Annotated in this window: 5 protein-coding genes; 2 read left to right on the plus strand and 3 right to left on the minus strand. The window is 71.1% G+C overall.

The window, feature by feature from the left end; genetic code table 11:
* Positions 1–761: 761 nt before the first annotated feature.
* From ACFV7Q_RS37600 to ACFV7Q_RS37610, 3 genes are all read right to left on the minus strand, one after another.
* Complete coding sequence (locus ACFV7Q_RS37600) at positions 762–1,856, minus strand: C40 family peptidase (protein WP_385435443.1); 1,095 nt, start codon at positions 1,854–1,856, stop codon at positions 762–764.
* 820 nt (positions 1,857–2,676) lie between these two features.
* Positions 2,677–2,961: a hypothetical protein gene (locus tag ACFV7Q_RS37605; protein WP_385435444.1), complete on the minus strand. Its 285-nt coding sequence runs from the start codon at positions 2,959–2,961 to the stop codon at positions 2,677–2,679.
* A 281-nt stretch (positions 2,962–3,242) separates the two neighbouring features.
* Positions 3,243–4,325: a PP2C family protein-serine/threonine phosphatase gene (locus ACFV7Q_RS37610; RefSeq protein WP_385435445.1), complete on the minus strand. Its 1,083-nt coding sequence runs from the start codon at positions 4,323–4,325 to the stop codon at positions 3,243–3,245.
* Positions 4,326–5,298: 973 nt separating this feature from the next.
* On the opposite strand from ACFV7Q_RS37610, the gene ACFV7Q_RS37615 reads away from it, so the two are divergent.
* Positions 5,299–5,616 carry a DUF664 domain-containing protein gene (locus ACFV7Q_RS37615; protein ID WP_385435446.1) on the plus strand — a complete coding sequence of 106 codons (318 nt, stop codon included), beginning with the start codon at positions 5,299–5,301 and terminating at the stop codon, positions 5,614–5,616.
* A 627-nt stretch (positions 5,617–6,243) separates the two neighbouring features.
* Positions 6,244–7,476 (plus strand): nuclear transport factor 2 family protein, encoded by a 1,233-nt coding sequence (locus ACFV7Q_RS37620; RefSeq protein ID WP_385435447.1) that lies wholly within the window; start codon positions 6,244–6,246, stop codon positions 7,474–7,476.
* Positions 7,477–7,710 lie beyond the last annotated feature (234 nt).

The raw sequence follows: 7,710 nt of genomic DNA on the forward strand, positions 1-7,710 counted from the left end.
AGATCGGACAGGACCCTCGGAGGACCGGAAAGTCAGGACGCGAAATCTCCGTTCGGTCAGCGACCATGTCGACCGAGCCGCAGTGTTGAAGAACGTCACCCGTCCGTCCACCACCACCTGCCCCCGAAAGGCGAGTGCGGAGAAGCGTTCGGCCGGCCCGTCGAAGGTGCACTCCGCGGTTCCGAAGGCGTCGGTGTCCGGGCCAGAAGGTGATGGTGGTCCTGCTTCCGGTTGTCGGCTCCGCGTCGGTGAGAGGGGTGACGGCCACCGCCGCGTGCGACTCCTGGACCCAGCGGGCCCCGCGTCGGACTTCAGCCGCCATCCGGTTCGACAGGGCCTTGAACGCACATGGCCGCGGGCAGGTCAACAGGAGGTACGGAGCCGTCCGGGCACGGTGGCCGGGGCGCTCCAGATCTGGCCGGCGAAGGCCGAAGCGACCGCCTCTCAGTGGGCTTCGACGACGCCGAGCCGGGCCGAGTCCGGCCGGCACCCCCAACTCTCCAAGGGCTCGCCCGCCACCGGCGAGCGGCCCCTCACCGCAGGCGGCCCCGGGTGGGCCGGCTCGCCTTCGGCGAACCGTTGAAGGTGGGTGCAGCCGTGCAGGCGCCCGCCCCCGAGCTCGTCCGTGCGGATCCGTCCTCGGCCTCCGCGCCGCTCGGTACCGTCGGGCCAACGGTCGGCAGGGAACTCGCCGTTGCTCTAGAGGTGTTCGGTGTGACGGAGGAGGACCTGTGTGCGGTCGTCACCGGGACGTCCGGCTCCTATCGGGTGAGGAAGCGGGTCGCACCCACGTAGACGCGGCCGGTGGAGCCGATGGGTTCCTCCTTGACGACGTCACCGGTCCGAGGCGAGTTGATCATCATCGGTTCACCGTTCCTCGTCCCCGTGTAGATACCGACGTGGGTGACGTCCCCACCGGTGGCGGGGCGGAAGGCCAAGATGTCGCCGGGCCTGAGGTCCTCCGTCCCGTTGATCCGTACACCTACGGCCGAACCGGCGGGCACCTGCCCGCCGCCCGCATCGAACTGCGGCTGTGCGTCACGCGGGATCGTCACCCCGAGCGCGGAGTACACCTGGCCGGTAAGGCCAGAGCAGTCGTAGCCGAACCCGGAAGTGCCCGACCACAGGTAGGGCAGGCCCAGGAACGCGCGTGCGGCGACGACCACGTCCTCGCCGCTCGGCTCGGCGGGGACCGCTGCGAGGTCGCCGGCGCGGAAGAAGACCCGGCCGCCGCTGTTGCCGTAGGCCGTGACGACACCGGGCAGCGGGCCGGCCTGTACCGGGAACGACGTGTTGTACGAGTACTCGGCCGCCCGCCCCTCCGCGGCACCCGCGAGCGCGGCCGCGGCGGAGGTGAAGCCCCGGGCCGTGGGCCGCAGGACGCGCTCCTCGTGAGTGCCCCGGGGCGGCTTCCGATGGTCCGATGTCAGCTGCCGGTCGGGGATCCAGCCGGGGTACGCGCCCCGTCCGCCGGTGTCCCTGGGGGTGGGCTGACCGCGCACCCATACGTGGTCCCACAGCAGTCCGCCGTGCCACCGCGTGCCGTCGACGGTCACTTCGGTCCCGTACAGCGCCTGCGTTTCACCCGCGACGTCACGCCGCTCGTCCAGTGACATGTCACCCAACCAGCCGCGGATGTCCGCCGGGTTGGCCGTCGCCGGGGCGTCAACGGCTCGGACCTGCTCGGGACTCACCCAGACCTGGGCCACCGTCACATCGACATAGCAGGTCGGGGCACCGTCGCAGGGGCGCGCTGCAACGGACGCGGAGGCGTCGTCGGCGTAAGTGCTGGTGGCCGGTACGGTGAGGGAGAGGAGCACTGCGGCTGCCGTCAGAGCCGTCTTCATCAAGGACATGGGGCGATTCTGTCCAGGGTGCCAAGCCTGCGAACCTTGCGGGCTCAAGGCAGCGCGCCGAGCGTCAACGGCACCCCTGTCCCCGCGCGGGACCGCACGGTTGCCGTGCAGTCGAAGCACCACCAGCACTTGACGCGACCACCGGGTCGCGTCGACGCCGACACCCGAGTCGTCGTCGCAGTCGCCGTCGCTGCCGGCCGACCGGCCGACCGGCCGATCACCGGCAACCGCAATGGTTGCAAGGCGTTGCGAATCTGCGGCGCGAAGGCCGTCGGCCGGGCCACGGCCGTCGCGGAAGGGCGGCTACCGGGCACCGGCCTGCTCGTCCCGCACCGCCGTGAACACGGCCAGGCCGAACCGCCGGCTTGGAACACCCACCACCGCGAGCTCCGGGCCCGCGTCGAGCGGCGTTCACACCGCGATGCTCGGGACCGCCCGGTTCGCCAACCCCGCCTTCACGGTGACTCCGTCCCGTGCGACACCGGAGAGGTCCGAGGAAGGCGGCTCCCCACTTCTCCGGCTCGGAGAATGCTCTGTCGATGCAGAATTCGTTGCCCTCTATGTCTCACTGGCGGCCCCCCGGATCCAGTCCTGAATGACCACCTTCACGCAAAGGTCGCTCACGGGGCAGCCTTGGCGGCGACCACCCGGCCGTCGTGCGCAGCGAGCGCCCGCAGGACCCGCCAGATCATGCCGGAGCCGAAGGCCTCGCCCTTGGCGTCGGCCCTCACGGCCTCGCAGGCGCGACCCGTGCAGGGAATGCGGCCATGGGCCGTGCGCGATTCGCCCCGCACGGTTCCGAGACAGAGCTCCTCGCAGATCACTTGGTGGACAAGTGCGCGCCCATCGGCATCCGGGATGCGGGCCTGGAGGCCGCCGCTTCCAGGTCCGGGCAGGCACCCTCAGAGGTCCAGGTGGTGCCGCGCAGCCGGCTCCGGTGGATCGCCTTGTCCTTGGGGTTGCCGTCCAGCAGGTGCACGCCGCCGTCGTACACCGTGAACTCCGGGGACCTCCTGTGGCGCAGCCGGGGACGGGTTCGCAGGAAGTGCGCGAGAACCGTCTCGGTGTGGCCGACATGCCAGCCGGCAACCACCTCATCCGGCAAGACCGGCAGGCAGCCGAGCGCGCATCGCGTCGGCGTACGCGCGGGACACTCGCGGGACACCGTGGGGACTGCGCACGGAAGCGTCCCATGTCGAACACAAAGTGGCTCAGCTCCAGCCCATCCAGGCCGAGCAGGTCGCGCTCTGCGGTGCCGCCTACGACGATGAGGACCTCCCGGCCGACCGGTGCCTCTCCTCGGACCCGCGGGGACGAATCGGTGCTGAACTTCTGCGAGCCCTGGGACGTGGTGGCCGACGGATCGCCCGTCTACGATGCCTGGTTCTACGGGGCTGTCCGCGCCGTGCTCGACATGTAGCCGCTGCCGGCGGTGTCCTCGTCGAGCCGGTCGACGACGATCATCGCCACGTCGTCCGTCAAGCGGCCTCCGGTGTGGCGGATCAACGCCTGGTGCAATTCCTCCAGGAATTCCCGCGGGGTGGTGCTCGCCCGTATCCCCTCCATGGTCTCCGGCAGAGGGAAGAAGTCGTTGTTCCGATTGCGGGCTTCGATCACGCCGTCGGTGTAAAGGAGCAGACGGTCACCGCGTACGAACGGATAGCTCTCGGCCTTGGCGGTGAGGTCGTCCACGAGGTCTCCCAGACCAAGCGGCGGCAGGGGCGTGTCGGGCATCAGGGCCTGAACGATGCCCCGGTGCAGCACCAGCGGAGGCGGATGGCCGCGGTTGGCCACGAGCACCACCTGTTCGTCCGGCACCTGGGCCATGAGGGCGGTGGTGAATCCTTCCGTCAAAACTTCCTGAGAATATGCACCGGGCACGGCTGCCTCCCGTCGCAGCGAGGCCTCGCAGCAGTTCATGACCTCCGTCAGCTCGTCCTCGTAGTGCGCGGACACCCGGAACGCGCCCAGGGTCACCGCGACCGCGCGCATGGCAGTCAGGCCCTTGCCCCTCACGTCCCCCACGATCAGCCGGACGCCGTACGGCGTCTGCACGGCCTCGTACAGGTCTCCTCCGACCAGTGCCCCCGTCCCCGCCGCGAGGCACAGGCTGGCGGCCCGCACCGGGCCCAGCCGCTCGGGGACGGGCCGCAGGACGACCTCCTGGGCCGCCACGGCGATCCGGCGGACCTGGTCGAGCTCGCCCTGCCTGCGCGTACGCATGGCGTTGCTCAGGATGACACTGGCCACTGACACTACGAACAGCCCCAGGAAGTTCCCGATGATCAGCTGAGTCAGCGTCCCCCACGACTGGTTGTAGGTCGCTGAGGCCGCGTTCACAGCCGCGGCGAACACTGCCGTGGACAGTGTGCCCATCGGCCCCATCGTCAGCGCGGCCAGCGCCGGCGTCGTGGTGAGCACGGGGCCGGTGACCAGATCGTGTGCCGGTGAGAGCTCGATGCCCAGCACGGCCAGCGCGATCGCGAAGGGAACACACTGCCCCAGCCTGAACGGAACCCCGCCGTGACCGCCCACTCCTGGTCGAGTGGACGCTCCTGGCCGCAGAGAGGGGCGGAGGCGGGAACGCATAGCTACAGCCTGCCTCGCCGGAAGGGAGCGCTCCACCCCTCGGCCCGTGCCGGGCTCCCGGATCAACGGACCGGAAGACCGGTGAACGCGTCCCGCGCGCCGTACCGTCCCAGCCACCCTTGGGCCTGCCCAGCCCGTAGAGCGCGGCGACCGTCGGGGCCACGTCCACCGTGCGGGCCGGGGCCTCGCTCACCGTCCGCATCCGTAGGACGCCCGCGCCGCCCCGGCGAAGAACCCCGGGACGGGGAGGGTAGCCGGGTGCCCGTGGTTGCCCGGAAACCCCTTGACCAGCTCAAACGCGCCCCTCGACCAGCCGCGAATTTTTCCGTGGTTCCCCTCGACCATGCGCGCCACCGCGTGGGCCGTGCCGCTCAACCGGCCCGCGCGTTCCTCCAGCCCTGCAGGGCAATCCCTTCCTCCCGGAACCGTCGCTGAGGCAGTGCGGCGCGGTGCGTGGGCGGGTGCACTGCCTGGTCGGTGCTCGCACCAGGCTGCCGGGACGTCCCGCACTCAGCGCCGGCGGTGTCTGCCCAGGCACACGCTGCGCCACTCGATCCTCACCGGTCTCTGGCCCAGGGTCTTCGGCCGCTTTTACGCGGGAGAGCACAGTGGTCGCGCGCCCTGCGCACACCGTCGTTGTAGGCGTGCGAACCGACCACCGAGTACGGCGGCCGGTCCGTACGCCAGCGGCCGGCCACCCGAGCGCGACAGGTGGGGCCGGGCTCGTCCGTGAGGGCGCACCCGCTCGGCACGGTGGGTGTAACCAGGGGGCGACGGGTTCGTCCCAGTGCATGACGAGCGATGCGGTGCCCTGCGTTCACCGCGACCCCGGAGCGCCGCACCCATGGGTAGTGTGACGGAGATCGGAAGTAGCAGCATGGTCCAGCCGGCAGGACGGCCGCCGCAGGACCTCCACCAGCTCGACCCGCCTCGCGGCGTATCGCTCGACGATCGCCTTGCGCTTCTCGTTCTGAGTGCTCCGTGGTTCCCTGCCGATGTCAAGGAGTGGTCGGTCCGCTGGGTGCTGCTGCACCTGATCGAGGAGACCGCCCGGCATGGCAGCCACGCCGTCCGCGAGAGCATCGATGGCGCCACCCTCTTCCCTCTGCTGACGGCCGCCGGGCAGTGGCCGGACCCGTGGTTCCAGCCGTGGCAGGCCCCGACCGGCTGAGCAATGGCGGGCTGGCCACCGCAAACGCGGCGGATGGTGGCTGCCCATCGAGCGGGCCCTGACAATGGAGCGGTGGCTCCACCGCGTCCGGGAGCCCTGGCGGCGGGGCCGGACTGTCGCGGGCAGAGCGGGCGTGCCAGGTGCTCTGGCGGTCGTGCAGGCCTCCGGTGAGGCGCTGGTGAGGCGGGCGACTCCGGTCGGCGATCGGACGGGCTACCCGGGCCACCGCCAGCGCGTTCGATGACGGCCTTGGTGGTCGAGAGGGCCGGGCGCCTGGTGGGCCACGGCGGCAGCGCCGGCGTCAGAGGGCAGGCGGTGCAGCCGCCGGCCGCTGGGGCACTGGCGGCGCTGCGGCGGCCGAAGGTCACACCGCTTACAGCTTTGCGACAGCCTCGTACGCCTCGACGTCCCGGACCAGCAGCTCACGTCCAGGACCGGACCGCCCGGCAGCTGCTCCGCAGCCGCGACGAGGTCGGAGAAGCGATCCTGGATCAAGGCCCCGGGCCGCGTCTTGTGCGGCGCCCGGGTGCGGTGCACCCAGGAAGAGCCCGTTCTGGTCGGCAGTCTCCGGCCCGCTCAGACTCGGTCGGGCAGGACACCACCGCAGCCATGGACGAGGAGCCCACCATGACAGGAAAGACACCCGCCGATGCCGCCGAGGGAGTCGCACTCACCGGCACGAGCAGCGGCAGCCCAGAGGCGATCGCGCGCGGGCTCGCCGGTGACGGCCCCCGCTGGCCGCATACCGCCGCAACGGACCAAAACGGCCTGGGGCACAGACTGCAGGTCCTGGAGGACAAGGAAGCCCTGCGCACCCTCCTGTTCCGAGGCTGGCGTGCGTTGGACCGCAAGGACTGGCGGGCATGGATCGCGTGCTGGGCCGAGGACGCGGTGCTGGAGTTCGGACCTTGGGGCACGATCCGCGGAAGGGACGCGATTCGGGCCAAGGTCGAGGAAGCGGAATCGCCCTACCCGCACATGCAGCACCACATCCTCAACCTCCACGTCGAGGTGGACGGCGACCGGGCGGCCGGTATCGGCTACATGTGGTTCGTGGCCGTCACGGAGCCGGGGAGGACCTCCTCGCCCTACTCCATGGGCGGCCCGTACGACGGGAGTTCCGCCGGCATCCGGACGGCTGGCGCCTCGTGCGGCAGGGGCTCGGCGTGTGGTGGACCGACGGCGGGGAGACCCCGGCCGCATTCGAGCCGGAGGCTTGAAGCCCGGCCACCGGACAACCGGGCAACCAGGCAACCGGGCGGACGCGACGAGTCATCGTCACGGGTGAGCGCGGCGGTAGAACCGGGCCGGCTCGGCGATCGGTGTGGCCGCCTCGGCGGCCGCCCGTCCGCCTTCGACCGCGAGGTCTACGAACGCCGCAACGTCGTCGAACGGTGCTTCAACCGGCTCAAGGTGATCACCACCCCTCGGACTTGTCGTCAAAGGGTCATGCCCACAGACGACATCCTTGTGTTCGTCGGAGGCGCACAGGGCCGCCGCGTCGTCCCAGGGGGCGGTGACCCGGGCGGGGTGAGGCAGGCTCGGATGCGGGCCAGCTCCCGGGCGGGGACGGGGTCCTGTTTGGCGCAGGTACACGGCGCGCCCTGGCGCGCGGGCCCGGAGCCGGGGGCGATGGCCGTGCACGTGCCGTGGCCTTGGGCGCCGCCCGGCTCGCCGCCGACAGTGCGGCTGGTCGGTGAGGCGCCCGGGGGGGGGAGGGCTGCGGTCAGGGCGAGTGCGGCTACTGCCGCGAGCAGGTGCCTGGCGCGTTTTCAAAGGGTGGTCTCCCATGTTCGGTGGCATACGGGTTCACCGGGGATCGAACCGGCCCGGGAAAGGTTCGCGCCAGGGGCGGAATAGGCTCCTCCATGAGCATTCGTGGCAAGTTCCGGCCTCACGCCACCGCCCCCGTGGCCGCTACATTCACCCCCGACCGAAGTCACACGACCAGGGGGAAATAGGCAACGATGCGCCCCATAGGACCCGTCAGCCGCAGTGGCAGATCACTCATGGCGGTGACCGCTAAGGCGGCCGCCGTAGCCGGCACCGCCAAGGGCCTTGCCGCCACAACCGCTGCAGCAACGCCCACCCAGA

It is taken from the genome of Streptomyces sp. NPDC059851, from assembly GCF_042732005.1.
Lineage (GTDB): Bacteria > Actinomycetota > Actinomycetes > Streptomycetales > Streptomycetaceae > Streptomyces.

What these genes read in the sequence shown, in the direction of transcription:
- ACFV7Q_RS37600 (WP_385435443.1), bottom strand. Translation starts at nt 1,856, where the DNA reads ATGTCCTTGATGAAGACGGCTCTGACGGCAGCCGCAGTGCTCCTCTCC.
- ACFV7Q_RS37620 (WP_385435447.1), top strand. Translation starts at nt 6,244, where the DNA reads ATGACAGGAAAGACACCCGCCGATGCCGCCGAGGGAGTCGCACTCACC.